General features: G+C 72.7%; 19 protein-coding genes. 1 reads left to right on the top strand and 18 read right to left on the bottom strand.

Features of this window, described 5'->3' with window-relative positions; genetic code table 11:
* Window positions 1-44 precede the first annotated feature (44 nt).
* A complete protein-coding gene (locus KKR01S_RS05575) occupies window positions 45-380 on the top strand; it encodes an RNA polymerase-binding protein RbpA (protein ID WP_058730873.1) in 336 nt (111 codons plus the stop codon).
* Between the two features lie 168 nt (window positions 381-548).
* On the opposite strand, the gene KKR01S_RS05570 is transcribed toward KKR01S_RS05575, so the two are convergent.
* The 18 genes from KKR01S_RS05570 to KKR01S_RS05485 all read right to left on the bottom strand — a co-directional run bounded on the left by KKR01S_RS05570 (window position 549) and on the right by KKR01S_RS05485 (window position 20,449).
* The gene (locus KKR01S_RS05570; RefSeq protein ID WP_058730885.1) at window positions 549-1,298 is read right to left on the bottom strand and encodes a polyprenol monophosphomannose synthase; all 750 of its coding nucleotides are present in this window, start codon (window positions 1,296-1,298) and stop codon (window positions 549-551) included.
* Between the two features lie 130 nt (window positions 1,299-1,428).
* Window positions 1,429-2,298 carry a hypothetical protein gene (locus KKR01S_RS05565; protein WP_058730874.1) on the bottom strand — a complete coding sequence of 290 codons (870 nt, stop codon included), beginning with the start codon at window positions 2,296-2,298 and terminating at the stop codon, window positions 1,429-1,431.
* Complete coding sequence (locus KKR01S_RS05560) at window positions 2,295-5,165, bottom strand: DEAD/DEAH box helicase (protein ID WP_081101584.1); 2,871 nt, start codon at window positions 5,163-5,165, stop codon at window positions 2,295-2,297. The genes KKR01S_RS05565 and KKR01S_RS05560 overlap by 4 nt, the downstream gene beginning before the upstream one ends.
* A 72-nt stretch (window positions 5,166-5,237) precedes the next feature.
* A complete protein-coding gene (tatC, locus tag KKR01S_RS05555) occupies window positions 5,238-6,098 on the bottom strand; it encodes a twin-arginine translocase subunit TatC (protein ID WP_244884114.1) in 861 nt (286 codons plus the stop codon).
* A gap of 9 nt (window positions 6,099-6,107) precedes the next feature.
* Entirely contained in the window at window positions 6,108-6,407 is a 300-nt protein-coding gene (gene tatA, locus KKR01S_RS05550) for a Sec-independent protein translocase subunit TatA (RefSeq protein WP_058730876.1), read from the bottom strand.
* Entirely contained in the window at window positions 6,400-6,768 is a 369-nt protein-coding gene (locus KKR01S_RS05545) for a hypothetical protein (RefSeq protein ID WP_061225506.1), read from the bottom strand. Before KKR01S_RS05545 ends, tatA begins: the two co-directional genes overlap by 8 nt.
* 73 nt (window positions 6,769-6,841) lie before the next feature.
* The gene (locus KKR01S_RS05540) at window positions 6,842-8,929 is read right to left on the bottom strand and encodes a helix-turn-helix transcriptional regulator (RefSeq protein WP_058730878.1); all 2,088 of its coding nucleotides are present in this window, start codon (window positions 8,927-8,929) and stop codon (window positions 6,842-6,844) included.
* 52 nt (window positions 8,930-8,981) lie between these two features.
* Complete coding sequence (locus KKR01S_RS05535) at window positions 8,982-9,377, bottom strand: FKBP-type peptidyl-prolyl cis-trans isomerase (RefSeq protein WP_058730879.1); 396 nt, start codon at window positions 9,375-9,377, stop codon at window positions 8,982-8,984.
* A gap of 33 nt (window positions 9,378-9,410) precedes the next feature.
* Window positions 9,411-10,397, bottom strand: a complete 987-nt coding sequence (locus tag KKR01S_RS05530; RefSeq protein ID WP_058743676.1) for an FKBP-type peptidyl-prolyl cis-trans isomerase — start codon at window positions 10,395-10,397, stop codon at window positions 9,411-9,413.
* Window positions 10,398-10,500: 103 nt separating this feature from the next.
* On the bottom strand, window positions 10,501-11,943 hold the full coding sequence (gene pafA / locus KKR01S_RS05525; protein WP_058731721.1) for a Pup--protein ligase: 1,443 nt from the start codon (window positions 11,941-11,943) through the stop codon (window positions 10,501-10,503).
* 5 nt (window positions 11,944-11,948) lie between these two features.
* Window positions 11,949-12,149, bottom strand: a complete 201-nt coding sequence (locus tag KKR01S_RS05520) for a ubiquitin-like protein Pup (RefSeq protein ID WP_058731722.1) — start codon at window positions 12,147-12,149, stop codon at window positions 11,949-11,951.
* 36 nt (window positions 12,150-12,185) lie between these two features.
* Window positions 12,186-13,772 carry a depupylase/deamidase Dop gene (dop, locus tag KKR01S_RS05515; RefSeq protein ID WP_224799498.1) on the bottom strand — a complete coding sequence of 529 codons (1,587 nt, stop codon included), beginning with the start codon at window positions 13,770-13,772 and terminating at the stop codon, window positions 12,186-12,188.
* On the bottom strand, window positions 13,769-15,463 hold the full coding sequence (gene arc, locus KKR01S_RS05510) for a proteasome ATPase (RefSeq protein ID WP_058731723.1): 1,695 nt from the start codon (window positions 15,461-15,463) through the stop codon (window positions 13,769-13,771). Before arc ends, dop begins: the two co-directional genes overlap by 4 nt.
* Before the next feature lie 58 nt (window positions 15,464-15,521).
* On the bottom strand, window positions 15,522-16,595 hold the full coding sequence (locus KKR01S_RS05505; protein WP_081046162.1) for a tRNA (adenine-N1)-methyltransferase: 1,074 nt from the start codon (window positions 16,593-16,595) through the stop codon (window positions 15,522-15,524).
* A gap of 70 nt (window positions 16,596-16,665) precedes the next feature.
* Entirely contained in the window at window positions 16,666-17,799 is a 1,134-nt protein-coding gene (locus KKR01S_RS05500) for a site-2 protease family protein (RefSeq protein ID WP_131800587.1), read from the bottom strand.
* Window positions 17,800-17,804: 5 nt separating this feature from the next.
* The gene (gene mshC / locus KKR01S_RS05495) at window positions 17,805-19,133 is read right to left on the bottom strand and encodes a cysteine--1-D-myo-inosityl 2-amino-2-deoxy-alpha-D-glucopyranoside ligase (RefSeq protein WP_061225504.1); all 1,329 of its coding nucleotides are present in this window, start codon (window positions 19,131-19,133) and stop codon (window positions 17,805-17,807) included.
* A 77-nt stretch (window positions 19,134-19,210) separates the two neighbouring features.
* Complete coding sequence (locus KKR01S_RS05490; protein ID WP_058731592.1) at window positions 19,211-20,041, bottom strand: undecaprenyl-diphosphate phosphatase; 831 nt, start codon at window positions 20,039-20,041, stop codon at window positions 19,211-19,213.
* 111 nt (window positions 20,042-20,152) lie between these two features.
* On the bottom strand, window positions 20,153-20,449 hold the full coding sequence (locus tag KKR01S_RS05485; protein WP_058731591.1) for a hypothetical protein: 297 nt from the start codon (window positions 20,447-20,449) through the stop codon (window positions 20,153-20,155).
* Window positions 20,450-20,505: the final 56 nt, after the last annotated feature.

The following is a 20,505-nucleotide window of genomic DNA, read 5'->3' as shown; positions in this document are numbered from 1 at the left end:
CTCGCGAGCCGGAGACCGGGACGAGACATGCGAAGGGATCACCGATGAGCGATCGCAGCCTCCGGGGCATGCGCCTGGGCTCTCAGTCCATGGAGACCGAAGCCGGTGTGGAGCCGGCCCCGCGCCAGCGGGTGGAGTACCGCACCGAGGACGGCGAGCGGGTCTTCGTGATCTTCGCCGCCGAGGCGGAGATCCCCCCGACCTGGACCGCCAAGTCGGGCAAGGAGGCCGTGCTGGTGGACGGGTCCAAGCCGGACGCCTCCCACGAGAAGCCCGTGCGCACGCACTGGGACATGCTGCTGGAGCGGCGCAGCATGGAGGAGCTGGAGCAGACCCTCCAGCAGCGCCTCGAGTACTACCGGGAGCGCCACGCCGTCTGAGGCGCCGGAAGACCCACGCCGCGCTCCTTGCGCCGCAGACGGTGCGACCGCGGAGCGCTGAGGGCGGCGAAAGGCCCCCGCCCACCCTTCACGGGTGCGCGGGGGCCTTTCTCATGCTGTGGGAACGGGCCCGACGGCGCCGGCTTACTCCCCTGCCGCCTGGGCTGCTCAGGCTCGGGAGAACAGCTGGCGCACGCGGCGGCCCAAGGTTGCGGCCCGCGCACTCAGGCCCCACCGGGCCACCTTCGTCATGGACTCCAGGATGACCCCGGAATCCATCTTGGAGTTGCCCACCTCGCGCTCGACGAAGGTGATGGGCACCTCCACCACGCGCATCCCGGCCAGCTCCGCTCGCCACCCCAGATCCACCTGGAAGCAGTAGCCCACGGATTCGACGCCGTCCAGGTCGATCCGCTCCAGGGTGGTCCGTCGGAAAGCCCGGTAGCCGGCGGTGATGTCCTTGACCCCGGTGCCCAGCATCACCTGGGTGTACACATTCGCGCCGCGGGAGAGCGCCTGCCGGTACCACGGCCAGTTCTCGGTCTCGCCGCCCGGGACGTACCGGGAGCCGATGGCCAGATCCGCGCCCCGCTCCACGGCCTCCAGCAGGCGGCCCAGCTGCTCGGGCTGGTGCGAGCAGTCCGCGTCCATCTCCACCAGCACGTCGTAGTCCCGCTCCAGGCCCCAGCGGAAGCCGGCCAGATAGGCCGCGCCGAGGCCGGCCTTACCCTGCCGGTGCAGGACGTGCACGTGCTCATCGGCGGCCGCGATCTCATCGGCCAGCTGTCCCGTGCCGTCGGGGCTGTTGTCATCGACCACCAGGATGTGCACCTGCGGCTGCGCGGCGCGCAGGCGACGCACCACCACCGGCAGCGCCTCCCGTTCGTCATACGTGGGGATCACGGTCAGGGTCTTCAGTCGCACAGGGCACTCCTCATCGCCGCGTCCCAGGGCGCGCGGCGAGCATAGTCTCGGGTCGCTGGCCAGTATATCGGCCAGCCCTTCCCCGCACCGACCCAGCGACCGGGCACCCCGTCCGACGGGCCTCTCACCAGGTCAGCTCCGAGGTGCCGATCAGGGAGAGGCGGGCCTGCGGGAGCGGGACATCCGGCCCCAGCGCGGGCAGCAGCGGGGTGCGGGCTCGGGGATCCGTGCTCCATGCGGCGATCCTCTCATCGGCGGTCTGCACCATGAGCGCCTCCGTGCGCCACCCGATGAGATCCGCGGGGGCCTCCGGCACGAGCTGGCCGCCGAAGGGTCCGTCGACGCCGCAGACCCGACGCACCCCGCGGGTCTGCAGCCCGAAGCAGCCGCGGGTGGAGATCCCGGGGCCCTGCTGCTCAAGGCGCAGGGCCGCCAGCGTGAGCCGCCACGGCCGCGGGGCCGTTCCGGGTTCGAGGACCTCGGCCACGCCCAGGGGTCGCCCGGCGCTCAGGCCCGCCCGGGCCACGTCGATCCATCCGCCCGGCTCCGGTGCGTCCTCCGGGGCCAGCACGAGCAGCGGATCGCCCTCCGCCTGCTCGGCCTGCGCCGGATCCAGGGGTCCCTGCGGGCCCAGGCGCCGCACGCGCGCGGGAAGCGGGCTGCGCTGACCGGCGGCGTCCACCCACCCGCGCTGCGGATCCAGGACCGCGTGCACGCCGGCCCGCCGCAGGTCCAGCCAGCCCCGCTCTTCCGAGGGCTCCGGTCCGGCGGCCGCGAAGCTGGGGGTCAGCAGCAGGCCGTCCAGGTCCACGGTGTGCACGTGCGCGTCCGTGAGGGAGTCGGCCCCGGCTTCCTGCCCGACCCAGCGGATCCGGCCGTCCTGGACCAGCAGCGCGGTGGCGAAGGGATCGACCGGCGAGTACACGGAGCCGTTCCGGTAGATCACCGTCGCCGCGCTCCGATCGGCCGTTCGTATCTGCTGCTGCGCGCTCATCGCCGCTCCTCCTCGATCGGTTCCTCCCCGCGCGGTGCCTGCGCTCGGGGCTCCTGCGCCGCGGCCTCATCGGGGGTGCGCGCCTGCGGGTCCAGCTCGTGCAGCACGACGCCGCGGCGCACGCGGGCCGCGGCGGCCTCGCACAGGGTGCGCCAGTCGGGATCCTCTGCGCGGGCGTGTCCGAGCTGATCCAGCGCGTCGATGACCTGCTTCGCGGCGCGTACGAAGTCCCCGGCCGCCAGCCCGGAGTTCTCCAGGGACTGCGCGAGGCTGTCCCCCCGGGCCCAGCGGTGCATGGACCACATCAGCCCGACGTCCGGCGCGGGGGTCTCGGGCAGGCGGTGGTGCCGCTCGGCCTCGGTCAGCCGCTGCCAGAGCCGGCGCAGCTGGGCCATCCGCTCCCCCAGGCCCGCGGGATACCGGCCGAGGAACTCCGTGGCCTCGCGCTTGCCCTCATGCACGACGGCGGTCACGGCCGCGGCCAGGGCCGCCGGGTCCAGATCGTCGAAGACCCCGTCGCTCAGGGCAAGGCTGGTCAGTAGGTCCCGCTCCCCGTAGATCCGGCGCAGCGGCGCCGCCAGCGGGGTCAGTCTCAGCTCCTCGCGCTCGCCGCCGCGCTCGACGTAGCCGTAGTCGGTGAGCAGGTCGGTGATGCGCTGGAACCGGTGGGCGATGGTGCTCGTGCGGGAGTCGATCTCCCGGCGCAGGGCGTCGGTCTCCCGGCGCAGGCGCACCCACCGGTTGAACCAGCGGGCGTGCTCCTCGCGGTGGGAGCAGCCGTGGCACGGGTGGGACTCCACCGCGGTGCGCAGTCGATCGATCTCCTCCCGGCGGGTGTCCCGGGCCGGATCGAAGTCGGCCTCCCGCGCCCCGGAGATCGAGCGGGGCGGTTTGTGCTCGCGCAGGGCGGCGAACATGCGCGAGGCCATATCCCGGCGCTCCTGAGCGCTGCGGGGGGCGAAACCCTTGGGCATCTTGGCCCGGGAGACCGGGCGCACAGCACCCGCGAAGTCCTCCGGACGCAGCTGACGCAGCTGAGCGGCCTCGGTGACCACCCCCACCTGCACGTCCCGGGCCTCCTGAGGCCGGGCGATCACGACGGCGTGCCCGGCGTGCTTCCCATGGGGGACCTCGAGGATGTCCCCGGGCTGCAGCAGCCGCAGGTCGTCCGCGGCGACGGCCCGGCGGGCGAAGCGGCGGTCCCGGGTGGACTTCTTCTCCAGCTGATTCAACCTGTACTTCAGGTCCACATATTCCGCGTAGTCCCCGAGGTGGCAGGTCATGGACTCCTCGTACCCGGCGAGGGCCTGCTCCTGGCGGCGGACCTTCGCGGCCTGGCTGACCACGGAGCGATCCGCCTGGAACTGGGCGAAGGAGGACTCCAGAATGGTCATCGTCCGCTCGACCCCGAAGCGATCCAGCAGGTTCACGGACATGTTGTACGTGGGCTTGAAGCTCGAGTAGAGGGGATAGGTTCGGCGGGAGGCCAGCCCGGCGATGGACTTGGCGTCCATCCCGTCGTTCCACAGCACCACGGCGTGGCCCTCGACGTCGATGCCGCGCCGCCCGGCCCGCCCGGTCAGCTGGGTGTACTCCCCCGGTGAGATGTCCACGTGGCGTTCGCCGTTGAACTTGGTGAGCTTCTCCAGCACGACGGAGCGGGCCGGCATGTTGATGCCCAGGGCCAGGGTCTCGGTCGCGAACACGGCCTTGACCAGCCCCTGGGAGAACAGCTGCTCCACGATCTCCTTGAACAGCGGGAGCATCCCCGCGTGGTGGGCGGCGATGCCGCGGGTCAGGCCCTCCCGCCAGGTGTCGTATCCCAGCACGCGCAGATCCTTCAGCGGCACCCCGACCGTGGCCTCCGCGAGGTAGGCCCGGATGAGCCGGGCCTGGCGGTCGTCGGTCAGGCGCAGATCGGCGTCGATGCACTGGCGCACGGCGTCGTCGCAGGCGGCTCGGGAGAAGATGAACACGATCGAGGGCAGCAGACCCTCCCGATCCATCTCCTGCAGCACCACCGGGCGCGGGGCCCGGCGGGTCCGCGGGGTGCGGGGTCGCTGCCCGCCGCGGCGCCCGCGCCGGGGACCTGTGCGGTGGGAGGTGGCCTGCAGCAGGTCCGGGTTGACCCTCACCTGGTCGGCCCCGCGATCGCGCACGATGTCCGCGGCCTGGGCGATCGTGGTGTCCCCGGAGAACAGGTCGAACAACCGCGAGCCGACCATGACGTGCTGCCACAGCGGCACGGGCCGGTGCTCGGAGACCACCACGCGTGTGGAGCCGCGCACGGCGTCCAGCCACTGCCCGAACTCCTCGGCGTTGGAGATGGTCGCGGACAGGGAGATGACGCTGACCGAGGCCGGCAGGTGGATGATGACCTCCTCCCACACGGCCCCGCGGAAGCGGTCGGCGAGGTAGTGCACCTCGTCCATGACCACGTAGCGCAGGCCCCGCAGCGTCGGGGAGCCGGCGTAGAGCATGTTGCGCAGCACCTCGGTGGTCATCACGAGGATCGGCGCCTCGGTGTTGACCGACACGTCCCCGGTGAGCAGGCCGACGCGGTCCGCGCCGTGCACCCGCACCAGGTCCTGGTACTTCTGGTTGCTCAGCGCCTTGATGGGGGTCGTGTAGAACGCCTTGGCGCCCTCGGCGCGGGCCAGATGCACCGCGAACTCGCCGACGACGGTCTTCCCGGCCCCGGTCGGCGCCGCCACGAGCACCCCTTCACCGTCCTCGACGGCGCGGCAGGCCTGCAGCTGGAAGTCATCCAGCTCGAAGTCCAGTCCGGCGGCGAAGCGCCCCAGCGGGGTCTTGGCGAAGGAGGAGCGGTCCCGGGCGGCGAGGTACTGGTCGGCGTAGCTGGGCATGTCCCCATCCTATCGGCGCAGCTGTGCGGCTCATCCGGGATTCGGCGGGCGGCGGACAGCCCCGAGACAGGTTCAGCGGCCCAGGGTGCGCAGCTGATCCTCCGGGGTGGCCGCATCCGATCCGACGCCGGCATCGTCCAGCGCGGCGGCGGCCCTGCGGTCCCGTCGTCGGTCCCCCCACAGGCACAGGCCGATGGCCAGGAAGAACAGGATCAGCAGCGGGGCCATGAGGTAGAACATGGTCAGCACGTCCGAGCCGGGAGCCGCGATCGCGGCGAGCAGGGCCACCAGCACCACGACCCAGCGCCAGGACTTCAGGATGGTGCGGCCCCGGATCAGCCCCATCATGTTCAGCCCCACCAGCACGACCGGCAGCACGAAGGCCACGCCGAAGGCCAGCAGCAGGCGCAGCACGAAGGCGATGTAGGTCTTGGCGTCGATGAAGTTGTCCCCGCCCTCCGGCGTGAACATGGTCAGGGCGATGACCGCCGCCGGCATGCACAGCCACGCGATGACCACTCCGCCCAGGAACAGCAGGACGGAGCTGCAGAAGAACACCAGGGCGTAGGCCTTCTCCTTCCGGTGCAGAGCCGGCAGGATGTACGCCCACAGCTGGTAGAGCCACACCGGGGAGGCCAGGATGACGCCGATGGTCAGGGAGACCTGCACCATGAGGTCGAAGGGGGACCCGACCGCGGAGTAGTTGATGGAGATGTTGCGGGAGGGATCCTGCGCGATCTGGTGCAGGGGCGCCTGGATGGCCTGCATCGCCGGGTCGTAGAGGAAGAACCCTCCGACCATGCCGGCCAGGGTCGCGACGGCGGATTTGATCAGACGGTTGCGGAACTCCCTCAGGTGCTCGCGCAGCTCCATCTGGGCGCCGGGCGTGCGCTTGCGACGGCGCGGGCGGTCCGCCCTCTGGGTACGTGCCATGGCTCCCGGTCAGCTGCGGGTGGAATCCGAGCCGGTGCTGGTCTGCTCGGCGCGGGACTGGTCGGCCGCGGTGGAGCCTTCGCCGGAGGAGGCGGACCCGTCCTTGACGACCTCACCGTTGACCACGGTGGTGGACTGGCCGGAAGCGGGTTTCTTGTCGTTGCGCATCTCGGAGACCTCCGACTTGAAGATGCGCATGGACTGGCCCAGGCTGCGGGCCATGCCGGGCAGCTTGGGCGCCCCGAACAGCAGCAGCAGGACCACGAGGAGGATGAGCAGGTGCGTGGGGCTGTGGAAGAGGTTACCCATGGTTGTTTCCTTTCTGTGCGCCGCGGCGCAGGTCATCCACGCGCTGCGGCTGGCCTCGGCGGTCACGACGGGCGATGCGGCGGGCGGCCAAGCGGTCCCGACGTGCCTCCCGCCCGGTCAGGTACTCCCGCCGCGCCTGATCCAACGGAACCAGGATACCGGGCACCGGGGTCCGGCGGATGTGATGTGCGACCGCCGCGGAGCCCTGCTCCCAGCGGCGGGTCATGTCCTCGCCGAGCTCGGAGACGGCTTCCAGCGCGGCCAGGGCTCGGCGTCCAGTGCGCAGCGTCAGGATCGCGAGCACGGCGAGGCCCGTCAGCGCGAGCACGGCCCAGAGCAGGACCCAGAACCACCACGGCATGGGCCCCAGTATACGCAGACGAGGGGCGCCGGGACCGCAGCGGCGAGCACCGGATACCCGCTTCCGGGGCGGCTCAGGTGGCGGGTGTGACGTCGGGGATCTGCTCCCAGGCCGCCATCTGCCCGCCGTGGCGGCGCAGGACCCGGCGCAGCTGGTCGGGATCGCGCACGGGGATGCGCCAGAGCCCGGCCCGGGCCAGGTCCGCCGGGGCGAGGACCTCGGCCTCACGGATCGCGCCCAGCTCCCGGGCCGCGTCGGCCTCGACGTCGGGGTGCACCCACAGCAGCATGCTCGCCTGCGCCGCTGCGCCCGTCCGCACCCGGGCCCGCGCTTCCTCCGGCTCCGTGGCCGGGAGATCCGGCTCCCCGGGCCGGCCGGGGCCGGCGTCGTGCACGCCGTGCACCGCGTCCAGCCGGTAGGTGCGCTCCTGATCCCGGGCGAGGTCTCGGGCCCGCAGGTACCAGATGCCTCGCCGGGATTCGACCGCCAGGGGCTGGAGCAGCCGCTCCCGCGGTCGGTCATCGCCCCGGGAGCGGTAATCCAGCCGGACCCGTCCCCCCGTGCGGGCGGCCTCCCGCAGGCGTCCGGCGAGCCGACTGAGGTCCTCCTCCAGACGCACGGACAGGGCCGGTACGGGGGCGGCCGCCTCGTCCGGGCGCGGCAGCGTGCGGGCGAGCATCAGGGCGAGCTCGCCGAGCTCGGCGTCGTGGTCGGGCAGCAGCTCGGCCAGCAGGCGGGTGCCCAGCAGCAGTCGCAGGGTCTGCTGGGGCCCCAGGCGCACCGGGCCGGCCAGGCGGGTGCTCAGGCTCAGGCGCACGTCGTCCTCGTGCGCTTCGACCCGCAGGTCGGCACCGTCCCCCACGGCGTCGCCCGCGTCGGCCAGGATCTCCAGGTCCTTCACGATCCTGCGGCGATCCACCCCGAACTCCTCGGCCAGCTGCGAGACCTCCGCCCCCGGGACCTCGGACAGGCGCACGATCAGATCAGCCAGGCGGGCGAACCGGGCGTAGCGGCTCTCCCGCTCCGGGCTGCGGCGGACCGGGCGGGTGCGTACCCGGCCCTCCGCCCGGGCCCGGCGGATCAGCTCGCGTCGGTCCTGCGCCGCGTCCACCAGATGTCGGGCCCGGGTTCGCACCGCCTCCAGGCCTCGTGTTCCCAGCTCCGGGGACTCCACGGTGACGGCGCCGTCGGCTTCGGCCAGGCAGCGAGCCAGCTCCAGCACGTCGAGGATCCGCACAGGAACCCCGTCCTCCGGTGTGATCGGGGTCTCCGGATCCGCCCGCAGCGCCAGGCCCTCCTCGATCCAGTCCCGCACCAGCGGAGCGAGGGCGGCCGGTGCGCGCAGCACGGCACGAGGCCCGGAGACCTCGGTGATGCCGTCCAGCACGGCCGACAGGTCCAGGTCCGTCGGGACGGACCGCCCCTGGGCGGGGGCCCTCCGCAGCTGGGCCATGCGCGAGAGCCGGAACAGCCGGGGCGCCCGCCGCTGCGGATCCCAGCCGTGGACGTACCAGTGCCCGAAGCGCTGGCCCAGGCCCCACGGGCGCATCCGTCGCTCCCGCCCGGTCAGTTCCAGGGCGCCGCGGTAGGTGAAGCGCAGGTCCTCGCCCAGCGCCAGGGCATCCAGCACCTGGTCCAGCCCCGGGGCGGAGCTCAGCCGCACCTCGAGGCGATCCAGGCGCGCCGTGGTCACCGGGTCTTCATCGGGGATGTCGGTCACCGGCCCGGACTCCGCGGGCCCGGGGAGCTCGGCCTCGGCCTCTCGGTCCGAAGCGGCCTCGGGGGTCAGCACCCGGAGGCGGCGCAGGGCCTGGTCGCCCTCGCGCACCAGCTCCGGTTCCTCCCACAGTCGGGAGGCGAGGCCCAGGAAGAGCCGCTGGCGTGCGCTGAGACTCAGCCGGGGCAGCCACAGCCCGTCCTGATCCAGGACGTAGGCCGGGCCATCGGCTCGGTGCACAGTGCGCAGGGGGAGACCGACGGCGCGCAGGGCCGCCTTGTCCCGCTCGAAGCTGCGCTCGAAGGCCTCCTCGCTCGGGGCCTGCCGGTAGTCCTGGATGGCCTCGCGGATCCTGGCTCGGTCCGCGGGAAGCTCCCGGGTGATCAGGAAGGCGTACAGGGCCAGCAGACGCTCGGAGACCCCGGCCGGCACGGTGCTGCTCATCGGCGCCGCCTCTGGCGCGCGGCGGATCTGTGCCCCACGACGGCGGTGCCGCTCAGCGGGCGTCGACCAGATCGACGACGAAGATCAGCGCCTCGTTCGGTCCGATCACCCCGCCGGCCCCGCGCTCACCGTAGGCCTGCTGCGCCGGGATCTCCAGGCGGCGGCGTCCGCCCACCCGCATCCCGAGCAGGCCCTGGTCCCACCCTTCGATGACCTGCCCGACGCCCACGGTGAATCGCAGCGGCTCCCCGCGGTTCCAGGAGGCGTCGAACTCCTCCCCGCCGGAGAAGGTGACGCCGACGTAGTGGCAGCTGACGGTGTCGCCGCGCTGCGCGGCCTGCCCGGCGCCTTCGATGAGGTCGGTGACCACCAGCTCGGTGGGCGCCGGGCCCTCGGGGAAGTCGATCTCGGGCTTGGTTCGATCCAGGGTGCGCTGGCCGAAGGACATGGGATGCTCCTTATCGTCGTCGGGGTGGGATGCTCACTTGCTCTCGGCCGAGGCCGAAGGAGCCGCCGAGGCGGGGGCCGAGGAGGCCTGTCCGGAGGGGCTCGGGGAGGGTGTGGTCTGCTTCGGGGTGGGCTGGGTGCCGAGGATGTCCACCACGAAGACCAGGGCCCCGCCCGGGTTCTTCGTGCCCTTGACCTCCTCGTCGGTGCCGTAGGCCTGGTCCGCCGGGACCACCAGCTCCACCCGATCCCCGACGTGCTTGCCCTTCAGCCCGTCCTTCCATCCGGCGATGACCTGGTCCAGGGCGAAGCTGGTCGGGTCCTTCGTCCAGTTGGAGTCGAACTGCTTGCCGTCGGACCACTTCACCCCGGCGTACTTCACGAACACGGTGTCCGTGGCCTTGACCTCCGTGCCGGAGCCGTTGATGAGGTTCTGGGCGGTCAGCTCGGTGGGCTGCTCGGTGTCCTTCGGGATCGTGATCTTCGGGCCGTCGTCCTCGATCTTCACGCTGGGCAGCCCGGAGGGCAGGTCCTTGACCTCATCGCCCTCGGCGTGGTCCAGGATCTTCTCGGACACGGTGTAGACCTCCAGCACGGAGGCGTCCTTCGAGCCGGTCTTCGCCTCATCCGGGGCCTGGGCGAAGGCGAAGGTCGTGCCGACCTTGGCGTTGACCAGCGCGTCGTAGAGCTCGGGCAGCTTGTCCTTCACGTCGTCGTTGAGCACGACGGTCATCGGCTGCTGGCTCTGGTAGGTGTCCTGCACCTCCTTGCCGTCCTCGCCGTTGTACAGCGCGGCGTTGACGATGACGGTGTCCCCCGGATCGACGTCGGCGCCGTCGCCTTCCTTGAGGACCTTGGTGGTCGCGTCGTCGACCTTGAACGGGGTCTGGAAGCTGACCTCGGGGGCCTTGTCCGCTCCCTTGTCCGTGTAGTCGATGGAGTCCATCGCGTGCTGGCCGCAGCCGGTCAGGGCCAGGGCCAGGATGGCCGCGGCGGCGGAGAGCTTGAGGGGTTTGCGCACTGGGATTCTTTCCTCGCTGACGGGATCGGTGGTCTTCGCGGTGCCTCACCGGTGGATGCGTGCCCGACTCTAGTACATGCGCCGGGGCGCACCCTGCGCCGGACTAGACCAGCGGGACGCCGGCCTGATCCTCGGGCGGGTCTGCCGGAGCCCGGCGACCCACCAGGGTGCGCACGGTCTCCTCGACGGCCGGGTCGCTGGCCGCGAAGGGATCCTGGCACACGTGGGAGAGGTCGGGACGCTGGTTGATCTTCAGGTGCACCCAGTCGACCGTGAAGTCCTGGCCGGCCTCGCGGGCGGCGCGGATGAATCCGCCGCGCACCCGGGCCCGGGTCCGCGGACCCTCGGCGATGGACTGGGCGATCTGCTCCTCCGTGACCCACCGCCGGGTCAGGCCCCGCCGCTGCAGGAGGTGGAACAGCCCCCGGGAGCGGTTGATGTCGTGGTAGGCCAGGTCCACCTGCGCCAGGCGCGGGTCGGCGGGATCCAGGCCGTGGCCCCGTGAGACCCGCTCCATCAGCCGGCGCTTGATGGCCCAGTCGATCTCCGTGTCGATCCCGGAGATGTCCTGGGTCTCGATCGCCTCCAGCGTGCGCTCCCACAGGTCCATCACGACGTCGGTCTCCGGGCGGTCCGAGCCCTGGGCATCGAGGAAGTCCGCGGCGGCCTCCAGGCAGATCCGCTGCAGCTGCAGCCCGCTGAGCCGGCGCCCGTCGGCCAGCTCCACCTCGGCGGCACCCGTGGGGTCGTGGGAGACCGCGCGCAGGGCCTGCCCGGGGTGGCGCAGCTGCAGATCCGGCAGGCCCACCCGGTGCTCGATCATCCGCAGCATCAGATCCGTCATGCCCGCCCGCGCCAGCAGGGTGGTCTCGGACATGTTGGAGTCCCCCACGATCACGTGCAGGCGCCGGTAGGCCGAGGGATCCGCGTGCGGCTCGTCCCGGGTGTTGATCAGGGGCCGGGAGCGGGTGGTCGCCGAGGAGGCCGCCTCCCAGACGTGGTCCGCGCGCTGGGAGAAGGAGTAGGACCCGCCCTCCCGGCCGGCCTGCACGGCGGCCGCGGAGCCCGGGGGATGCAGTCGGCCCGCGCCGACCACCAGCTGCCGGGTCACCAGGAACGGCACCAGGTGGCGCACCAGCCGTGGGAACTCCACGCGCCGGGAGATCAGGTAGTTCTCGTGCGAGCCGTAGGAGTTCCCGGCCGAGTCCACGTTGTTCTTGAACAGGTGCAGCCGGCCCGGACGGTCCCTCAGCGCCAGCGCGTCCTCGGCCTGCTCGGCGAGATCCTCGAAGATCCGCTCGCCGGCCTTGTCCTGACGGACCAGATCGGTCAGGCTCGCGCACTCGGCCGTCGCGTACTCCGGGTGGGAACCGACGTCGAGGTACAGCCGCGCGCCGTTGCCGAGGAACACGTTGGAGGACCGCCCCCACTCCACCACGGGCCGGAACAGCACGCGGGCGGCCTCCTCGGGAGCCAGCTGCCCCAGCCCGTCCGGGGCGAAGCGGAGGCCGAACTCGGTCTCGACGCCGAAGATCCTGCTGCGCATGGGGCCTACTGGCCGCCCTTCTGCACGAAGCCGCGCACGTAGTCCTCGGCGTTCTCCTCCAGGACGCTGTCGATCTCGTCGAGGATGTCATCGGATTCGCTCACCAGCTGCTGATCCACCGGGCGCGCGGCGCCCAGCAGCTCCTGGTCCGTCTCGGTACCGGTCTCGGTCTGCCGCTGCTGCGCGGCGTCGCGGAACTGCGCCATCTCGATCTGTCCTCTCCTCCGGGGTCGCGGGCCTGCTCAGCCCAGGGTCTGCATCCCGAGTCTACGCAGGGCCGCCACGGCGCTCGGTGAGGTCTCCAGCACGTGCTCGGTCTCGGCCCGGGTCCCGCGCAGCGGGTCATCAACGACCCAGCGGTGCACCCGATCGGTGTCCGGGTCGCGCAGCGCCAGCACCTCCCAGCCGGCCGAGTGCACCTGATCCGGCCAGAGGACGATCAGCCGACCCCGCAGCCACGCGCGGGTGTCCTCCGGGGGCGTGCGCACCGCCTCCTCGATCCGCTCCTGCGGCACCAGGGTGCGCATCCGACCCAGGGCGACCAGCTTGGCGTACAGGCTGCGCTCCGGGCGCAGATCCGCGTACTGCAGGTCCAGGGCCTGCACCTTCGGGTGCCCGACGTCGATGCCGCGCTGGGCGTAACCGCGGATCAGGGCGTACTTGGCGACCCAGTCCAGGCGATCCGCCTGGCTCAGCGGATCCCGCGCGAGCCCATCCAGCACCTCGAACCAGATCCGGAAGATCTCCTCGTCCCGCGGCTGCAGAGCGCCCAGGGCCTCCGCGCGCTCGCGGGAGGCCTCTGCGTAGATCCGCTGGATCTCCAGACCCGTCAGGCGCCGCCCGTCGGTCAGCTCCACGCGGGTGGTCAGCGAGGGGTCCCGGGAGATGAGCTGCATGGCATGCACGGGGGCGGCCAGCTCCAGGGCCGGGGCTGCGTCGTGCTCGATGAGGGTGAGCACGGCCGCGGTGGAGGCGAACTTCAGCAGCGTGGAGGTGTGGGAGAGGGTGGCGTCCCCGGGGATCACGTGCAGGCGCCGCCACCGGGCGGCATCGGCGTGGGGCTCGTCCCGGGTGTTGACCAGGGGACGCCGGATGGTGGTCTCCAGGCCGATGGTGCGCTCGAAGAAGTCCGCGCGCTGGCTGATCTGGAAGCCGGGGCGCACGCCCTGCGCCCCGAGTCCGGCCCGCCCGGCCCCGGCCAGGACGGGGCGGGTGGCCAGGAAGGGGATCATGACCGCGGCGATGCGGGAGAAGTCGATGCGGCGGGGCACGAGGTAGTTCTCGTGGTAGCCGTAGGACACAGCTTTGTTGTCCGTGTTGTTCTTGTGCAGCACCACCGGATCCGGCCAGGAGGCGCCGTAGCGGGCGGGCACCGCCTGGGCCGCCCGGCCGGCGATGAGGTCTCCGGCGGCGTCGCGCACCAGCGCCTCCCACGGGTGGGTGGTCTCCGGGGCGGAGTACTCCGGGTGGGCGTGATCCACGTAGAAGCGCGCGCCGTCCGGCAGCACGCGGTTCATCGCGGCCCGCTCCCAGAACCGCGGATCCGCGGCCTGCGGGGAATCGGCGATCAGCTCCCGGGCCACGTCCTGGCTGGTGAGCACCCGGCTGCGGTGGGTCAGCTGGCTCGGGTGGGCCTGCTCCTCCTCCATCCGCCCGCCGCGGGCATCGCGCAGCGGCGTCTCCCCGGCGTAGTCCCAGCCCGCGTCCCGGGCCGCATCCGGGTAGGAGTCGACGACCAGCGCGGACAGGATGGTCTCGTGGGCGCCGGGGCGCGTCGGGCAGCTGACCCCGAACTCGGTCTCGGAGCCCATGGGCCGGGTGAAGATCACGAGCGCCCCTCCCCCGACGCCGCCGCGGGCCGCTCCAGCCCCTGCAGGGCCACGGAGTGCCCGAGGCTCTTGAGCCAGTCCTCCACATCCGCCCGGGAGGCGGCGTCGCGCTGCTGGGCGAACTCCTCGGCCGCGCTGCGCACCAGGTGCCGGGTGGCCAGGCCCTTCTCCCCGGTCTCCAGGTACTCCTTGATCGCGTGCTTCTTGGCCCGATCCACGACGTTGCGCAGCAGCGCCCCGGAGACGAAATCCCCCCAGTGCGCCGGGATCCGGTGGCCGTCGGCGAGGATCGCGTCCAGGTACCGGTGCCGCTCGTCCCGGGCGAAGATCTCCTCGGCGGTGGTCTCGATCATCGCCGCGACGGCGGCCGCCCGGTCCCCGCCGTGGGCGCGCACCTCCTGCGCGTCCAGTGGCAGCTCGGTGGTCACGTAGAGTCCGAGGATCTGGGCCGAGCCCTCCCGGTCCGGGCGGTCCACCCGCACCTTCACGTCCAGGCGGCCGGGGCGCAGCACGGCCGGATCGATCATGTCCTCCCGGTTGGTGGCCCCGATGACGATGACGTTATCCAGCGCCTCGACGCCGTCGATCTCGGCGAGCAGCTGCGGGACGATGGTGGTCTCCACGTCCGAGGAGCGCCCGGCCCCTCGGGTGCGGAACAGGGACTCCATCTCGTCGAAGAAGATCACCACGGGGCTGCCGGCGTCGGCCTTGTCCCGGGCGCGGGAGAAGATCGCCCGGATCTGGCGCTCGGTCTCTCCCACGAACTTGTCCAGCAGCTCCGGGCCCTTGACGTTGAGGAAATACCCCCGCACATCGGCCCCGCCGGCGGCGGCCTCCATCCGCTGGGCCAGGGAGCGGGCCACGGCCTTGGCGATCAGGGTCTTGCCGTTGCCGGGCGGGCCGTAGAGCAGGATCCCCTTGGGGGCCTTCAGATGGTGCTCGCGGTACAGCTCGGGATGCAGGAACGGCAACTCGACGGCGTCGCGGATCTGCTCGATCTGCGCGGAGAGCCCCCCGATGTCCGCGAAGGTCGTCTCCGGGGTCTCCTCCAGGACCAGCTCCTCGGCCTCGGTCTTGGGCACGGTGCACAGGGCCAGGCCCGCCGCCGGATCCCAGGCCACCGCGTCGCCGATGCCCAGCGGGACCTCGGCCAGCAGCCCGGATCGACGGGCCACGGCCTGGGTGGACTGTCCGGTGCCCACCACGAGGCGGTCCTCGTCCAGGATCTCCCGGACTGTGGCGATCTCCCCGGAGAGCCGGTAGCCGAGGTTCGCGCAGGCCCCCGCGGACTCGGTGAGCAGCACGACCATCCCGGGGCGCAGCTGCTCCGGGTCCAGCAGGAGGCTGACCGGCACCCGCATCCGGCGCCCGCCCAGCAGCACGTCCAGGCTGGCCTGGGTCAGGATCGCCGGGGTCTCGGCCTCCTGGGTCAGCGCCCCCGCGCGCACCGGCGGGTTCACCCGCAGCACCAGCGCCTCGTTCATCGGGGCCTCGAGCTCCTGGGCCAGGGCCTGGCGCAGCCGGCGGATGTCGTCCTGGGCGGTGCGCAGGGTTCCGGTGAGCCGCTCGTTGCGGGCCATGGCCTCGCGCAGGGCGCGGTCCAGGCTCAGCCGCTGCTGGCGCAGTCCTGCGGCCTCGCGACGCAGCCGCTCGCGCTCTCGGTCGGCGGGGGGATTCTCGGCGGTGGACATGCCTCTCAGCATCTCACCACCGGGCGCACCGGGCCGAATCCGTTGCGCCGGGATGCGGCTAGTCCTCGTCCGCCTCTCCGGCGGCGTGGCGGGCCAGGGAGCGGGCATCGCGGGCGGCCCGACGCAGCTTCCGGTCCGAGACCGCCCGCTCCCCCAGGGCCTGCGGGGTCCAGGCCTCCAGGTCCTCCGCGGTGTAGTCGGTCTTGGAGGCCCGCCGCTTCGGAGCCAGGCGCTGCTCGCCGTCGGCCAGGCGCCGGGCGCTGATGAGGAAGCCGGTGTGCGCGACCATCCGGTGGTCCGGGCGCACCGCCAGCCCCTCCACATGCCAGCCCCGGACCATGGTCTCGAAGGACTCCGGCTCGGTGAAGCGGCCATCGGCGCGCATCGCCTCCGCGGTGCGCGAGAGCTGGGTGACGGTCGCGACGTAGCAGATCAGCACCCCGCCCGGGGCCAGGGCCGTGGCGACGGCGTCCAGGCACTCCCAGGGGGCCAGCATGTCCAACACGGCCCGATCCACGGTCCCGGGCTGCTCGTGCTCCCCGAGGGCCTCGGCGAGGTCCCCGAGAGTCAGCTCCCAGGCCGGGTGGGGCCCGCCGAACATCGTCTCAACGTTGCCTCGGGCGATCTCGGCGAACTCCTCGCGCCGCTCGAAGGAGCGCAGGTGCCCGGCCTCCCCGACCGCGCGCAGCAGCGAGATGCTCAGGGCCCCGGAGCCGACCCCGGCCTCGATGACCCGGGCCCCGGGGAAGATGTCCGCCATGGTGATGATCTGCCCGGCGTCCTTGGGGTAGACCACCGCGGCCCCGCGCGGCATGGACAGCACGAAGTCCTTCAGCAGCGGACGCAGCGCCTGGTACCGGAAGCCCGCGGAGTTCTCCACGACGATGCCCTCGGGCCGCCCGATCAGCTGCTCGTGGTGCAGCACGCCGCGGTGGGTGTGGAACTGCCCATCCTCGACCAGGGTGATGGTGCTCATCCTGCCCCGCTCGTCGGTGAGCTGCACCCGCTCCCCCGGGCGCAGCGGGCCTCGGCGGCGCGCCGCCCCCACCGGCTCGGCGGGGGCAGCCGGGCCCTTCCGCGCCTCGTCCGCAGCGTCGGCCGGGTGCGTGGGATTCTCGGGGCTGGGGGTCATGGGCGGGGCACCTGCTCCTGGTCGGGGTCAGCTCTCCCCGGAGCACGAGCTCCGGGCAGCTGCCAGTATCTCATGCGCCGCGGGAGCGGGAGCCGGCGGCCAGGGCCCCGGTCACGGCCCGGCGCACGTCCTCCTCGGCCAGGATCGCGGGAGCGGGCAGCCCCGTGACCGGCCACCACCCGCCGGGCAGCGCCTGGGCGGTGCGCACCAGCTCCTCCCCCGCCAGGTCGGCGGCGACGGCAGGGCCGAACGGCGCGCGGCGCAGCACCGCCTCGACCGGCGTCGAGACCGCACCCGCCTCGGCCACGCGACCCAGGGCCTGGGCGTCGACCACGCCCAGGGCCTCGGGACCCGCGGCGACCACCAGGACCGGGGCGGGCGCGCCGTCCGGCGGCACGCCCTCCTGCAGCCGCAGGGCCCGGGAGACGGGGTCCCGGGGATCCAGCACGCGCAGCGGACGGGCCAGGTCCCCCGCGCGCAGCGGGGCGAGCCGGTCGCGGGTGCGCTGGGCCAGCACGGCCCGGCGGGCCCCGTCGAGGAGGAAGACCGCGAGCAGGAACGTGATGACCAGCTCCGTCACCCCCGCCGCCCGTCCGGGCAGGAGCAGGCGCAGCACCAGGGCCGCGGCCACGAGCCCGCCGAGGACCGCCGCGGTGCGCACCCCGGCCCGGCGGGATCCGCTGATCCGCCAGATCAGGGCGGCGACGGCGTGCCCGCCGTCCAGCGGCAGACCGGGCAGGAGATTGAAGGCCCCGACCAGCAGGTTGGCGGTCGTGACCAGCTCCACGACCAGCCGCGGCAGGCCGCCGGGGTCCAGACTCCCCAGCAGGATCGCCCCCAGCAGGGCCAGCACGAGGTTCGCGGCGGGCCCGGCGAGGCTGACCAGGGCGGAGCGCCCGGGGGCCTCCCGCGCGGCCTCGAAGGCCGTGTGCCCGCCCATCAGGGTCAGCCGGATCTCCCGCACCTGCCAGCCGAAGGCCCGGGCAGCCCCGGCGTGGGCGAGCTCGTGGACCAGCACGGACAGGCCCAGCAGCACGGCGAAGGCCAGGGCCGCCAGATAGGCCCGGGCGCCGAGCCACGGCAGGCGCTGGTGCAGGTAGCCGCCGTAGCCGACGACGATCAGCCCGGTCAGCAGGAACCACGAGCCGGAGACCCGCACCACGGGAGTCCGCACCCCGCGTTCGGCTCCCCGCTGCGGTGCCACGGCGCTCAGAGGGCGACGCCGAGGCGGGCGGCGATCAGGTCCCGGACCAGACCGGCCTGGCCCGCGCCCTCGCCGCGCAGGGCCTGATCCGCCCAGGCGTCCACCGCGCGCAGCGCCCCGGGAGCGTCGAGGTCATCGCCGAGCCGCTCCCGCACCTGGCGCAGCAGCCGACGCGCCGGCGACTCGTCGGCTTCGGCCTCGCCCTCCCGAGGGCCGGTCAGTTCGGCCTCGCGGGCCGCCTGCAGAGCCTGGCGCCAAGTGCGCAGGCGCTCGCGGGAGCGCTCCAGCAGCTCGTCGGTCCAGAACCAGTCCTCCCGGTAGTGGTGGGCGAGGATGGCCAGGCGGATGGCCCGCGGGTCCTCCCCGCGCTGGCGCAGGGTGGAGACCAGCACCAGGTTGCCCCGGGACTTGGACATCTTCTCCCCGTCCAGCCCCACCATCCCGGTGTGGGCGTAGCGCAGGGCCATCTCCTGCCCGGTCACGGCGAAGGCGTGCCCGGCGCCCATCTCGTGGTGGGGGAAGCGCAGGTCGGAGCCGCCGCCCTGCACGGTGTAGGGCATGCCCAGGAAGCGGTCGGCGATCACGGTGCACTCGATGTGCCAGCCGGGGCGGCCCCGCCCCAGGGCGGCGCCGTCCCAGGACGGCTCGCCGTCGCGGTGGACCCGCCACAGCAGGGGGTCGAAGGGGTCGCGCTTGCCCGGGCGCTGCGGATCCCCGCCGCGCTCGGCGAACAGCGGGCGCATCTGCTCCTCGGTGTATCCGCTGACCCGCCCGAGGAACCACCGGGCGGGATCGTGCTCGGTGTCCGCGGCGGCGCGCACGTCGAAGTACACGTCCCCGTCCGGCTGGGGGACCCCGTGCTCGTCGGGGCCGCCGGGCACGCGGTAGGCGGTGCCCCGCTGCAGCATCGCCTCGACCCACGGCACGATCCACTCCACGGCTTCGGTCGCGCCGATGTAGTGGGCCGGCGGCAGCACGTTCAGGGCGCGCATGTCCGTGCGGAACAGCTCGGTCTGCTCGGCGGCCAGCTCCCGCCAGTCCACCCCGGTGGCTTCGGCCCGCTCCAGCAGCGGGTCGTCCACGTCGGTGACGTTCTGCACGTAGGTGACTTCCTGCCCGGCGTCGCGCAGGGCGCGGTGCAGGAGGTCGAAGGCCACGTAGGTCGCGGCGTGTCCCATGTGGGTCGCATCGTAGGGGGTGATGCCGCACACGTACAGGCCCGCGGCCGGGGCCTCCGGGAGGGCCTCGGTCCGGGCGAGGCGGGTGTCGTACAGGGTGGGGGCCGGCGCGTGACCGGGCAGCGGGGTCCAGGGGGTCGCGGTCCAGGACTTCATGGCGGGCGCCTTTCGTCGGGTGGGATCCGACGCCGCGGCGTCGGATCCCGGTGCGGATGCGGGGGATGCGGCGGGGATCAGGGCACGAGCACGCCGGTGCCCAGCAGCACGAAGACCAGCGCGCCGAGGCCGATCCGGTACCACACGAACAGCGTGTAGCTGTGGGAGCTGACGTACTTCAGGAACCAGCCGATCATGACGTAGCCGACGCCGAAGGCGACCACGGTGGCCAGCAGGGTCGGGCCCGCCGTGTAGTAGGCGTCGAAGCCGTCGCCGATGGACTTGGCGAATTTGTACAGGCCGGACAGGAACACCGCGGGGATCGCGAGGAGGAAGGAGTAGCGGGCCGCGGCCTGGCGGGTGTACCCCATGAGCAGGCCGGCGGTGATGGTCCCGCCGGAGCGGGAGACCCCCGGGATCAGGGCCAGGGCCTGCGCGAAGCCGTAGAGCACGCCATCGCGCAGGTTCAGGTCGCTCAGGCGCAGCTGCTCCCGGCCGACCCGGTCCGCCAGCCCCAGGAACACGCCGAAGACGACGAGCATGGTCGCCGTGATCCACAGGCTGCGGAACTCGGTGTCGATGTAGTCCTGCAGCAGCAGCCCGAGGATGCCGATGGGCAGGGAGCCCAGGATCACGTACCAGCCCATCCGAGCGTCGGGGTCGGAGCGGGGGACGGTGCCGCGCAGGGATCCGAACCACCGGGTGATGATCCGGACGATGTCGCGCCAGAAGAAGATCAGCACGGCCGTCTCGGTGCCCAGCTGGGTGATCGCGGTGAACGCGGCCCCGGGGTCCGAGTCATGGGGCAGCAGCTGCCCGACGATGCTGATGTGCCCCGAGGAGGAGATCGGGAGGAATTCCGTCAGGCCCTGCACCAGGCCGAGGATGAGTGCTTGTAACCATGCCACGGATGCTGACTCTACCGAAACGGCCCCGCCGCGCAGACACCGTCTGCGCGGCGGGGCCGCAGCATGGCCGCCATCCGCCGGGGCGGGTGGGGCGCAGATCACCCGAGGGGCTCAGTCGAGCTCGCCCTCCGGGTCCTCGTCATCGTCGTCCTCGAGGTCCTCCTCGTCGAAGTCCTCGTCGTCGTCTTCTTCGTCCTCATCATCGTCCTCGACGAAGACCTCCAGGGGCGTCACCTCGTCGTAGGTGACGTAGAGGGCGTCCTCGTAGACCTCGAAGGCGTCGGCGATGCCGAGATAGGCGGCATCCACGGCCGGGTCCTGGTCCCCGCGGCGGGAGGCGACCGCGTTCAGGTGCTCTTCCAGGGCTTCGGTCAGCTGGGTCAGCGCGGTGCGGGGATCTGTCGTCATGGTCTCCAAACTAGCCCCTTTCGGCGGTCAGGGGAACACGAGCACGCTGTGGGCGG

This window comes from Rothia kristinae NBRC 15354 (genome assembly GCF_001570865.1).
GTDB lineage: Bacteria > Actinomycetota > Actinomycetes > Actinomycetales > Micrococcaceae > Rothia > Rothia kristinae.
The sequence above is the reverse complement of the archived record's forward strand: the minus strand, read 5'-3'. Positions and strand labels throughout refer to the sequence as shown.

What these genes read in the sequence shown, in the direction of transcription:
- KKR01S_RS05575 (WP_058730873.1), top strand. Translation starts at nt 45, where the DNA reads ATGAGCGATCGCAGCCTCCGGGGCATGCGCCTGGGCTCTCAGTCCATG.
- KKR01S_RS05565 (WP_058730874.1), bottom strand. Translation starts at nt 2,298, where the DNA reads ATGAGCGCGCAGCAGCAGATACGAACGGCCGATCGGAGCGCGGCGACG.
- KKR01S_RS05560 (WP_081101584.1), bottom strand. Translation starts at nt 5,165, where the DNA reads ATGCCCAGCTACGCCGACCAGTACCTCGCCGCCCGGGACCGCTCCTCC.
- tatC (WP_244884114.1), bottom strand. Translation starts at nt 6,098, where the DNA reads ATGGCACGTACCCAGAGGGCGGACCGCCCGCGCCGTCGCAAGCGCACG.
- tatA (WP_058730876.1), bottom strand. Translation starts at nt 6,407, where the DNA reads ATGGGTAACCTCTTCCACAGCCCCACGCACCTGCTCATCCTCCTCGTG.
- KKR01S_RS05545 (WP_061225506.1), bottom strand. Translation starts at nt 6,768, where the DNA reads ATGCCGTGGTGGTTCTGGGTCCTGCTCTGGGCCGTGCTCGCGCTGACG.
- KKR01S_RS05540 (WP_058730878.1), bottom strand. Translation starts at nt 8,929, where the DNA reads ATGAGCAGCACCGTGCCGGCCGGGGTCTCCGAGCGTCTGCTGGCCCTG.
- KKR01S_RS05535 (WP_058730879.1), bottom strand. Translation starts at nt 9,377, where the DNA reads ATGTCCTTCGGCCAGCGCACCCTGGATCGAACCAAGCCCGAGATCGAC.
- pafA (WP_058731721.1), bottom strand. Translation starts at nt 11,943, where the DNA reads ATGCGCAGCAGGATCTTCGGCGTCGAGACCGAGTTCGGCCTCCGCTTC.
- KKR01S_RS05520 (WP_058731722.1), bottom strand. Translation starts at nt 12,149, where the DNA reads ATGGCGCAGTTCCGCGACGCCGCGCAGCAGCGGCAGACCGAGACCGGT.
- arc (WP_058731723.1), bottom strand. Translation starts at nt 15,463, where the DNA reads ATGTCCACCGCCGAGAATCCCCCCGCCGACCGAGAGCGCGAGCGGCTG.
- KKR01S_RS05505 (WP_081046162.1), bottom strand. Translation starts at nt 16,595, where the DNA reads ATGACCCCCAGCCCCGAGAATCCCACGCACCCGGCCGACGCTGCGGAC.
- mshC (WP_061225504.1), bottom strand. Translation starts at nt 19,133, where the DNA reads ATGAAGTCCTGGACCGCGACCCCCTGGACCCCGCTGCCCGGTCACGCG.
- KKR01S_RS05485 (WP_058731591.1), bottom strand. Translation starts at nt 20,449, where the DNA reads ATGACGACAGATCCCCGCACCGCGCTGACCCAGCTGACCGAAGCCCTG.